Raw genomic sequence first — 360 nt, 5'->3', positions numbered from 1 at the left:
ATCTAACAGCCCCTCTCTCAATCGCGCACCATCACTGGCGGCGGCATCCGTCGTCTTCCATTTKCGGATGAACCGATACTTCCGGTCGATGGAGACGTGGGGTTTGTAGCCAAAGAATGGGATAGCGAGATCACTCGACGGCATGGTTCCATCGTCCTGCCGCTTCGCTTTCGTGAACTTCAGCGTCCAGCGCGCATGGCGATCCTTGTGCGACAGCTTTGACGGCTTGTCCTGCCAGTCTTCGGGAATACGGCCTGCCCGGAGATCGGCTTTCTCGGCGTTCGTGTTGCGCTGCTTTGGAGCCGCCACCAGCGTTGCATCCAGGATCTGGCCCGACATCGGCAGATAGCCGGCGTGCCG

At 59.9% G+C, this 360-nt stretch carries 1 pseudogene; it reads right to left on the bottom strand.

Features of this window, described 5'->3' with window-relative positions:
* Positions 1–360, bottom strand: a pseudogene (locus KP705_RS19550) (IS5/IS1182 family transposase); the annotation flags it as partial.

Origin of the sequence: Gluconobacter sp. P1D12_c, from assembly GCF_018812105.1 — a bacterium.
Lineage (GTDB): Bacteria > Pseudomonadota > Alphaproteobacteria > Acetobacterales > Acetobacteraceae > Gluconobacter > Gluconobacter oxydans_A.
Note: the sequence above shows the minus strand (reverse complement) of the source record. Positions and strands in the feature narration are given on the sequence as shown.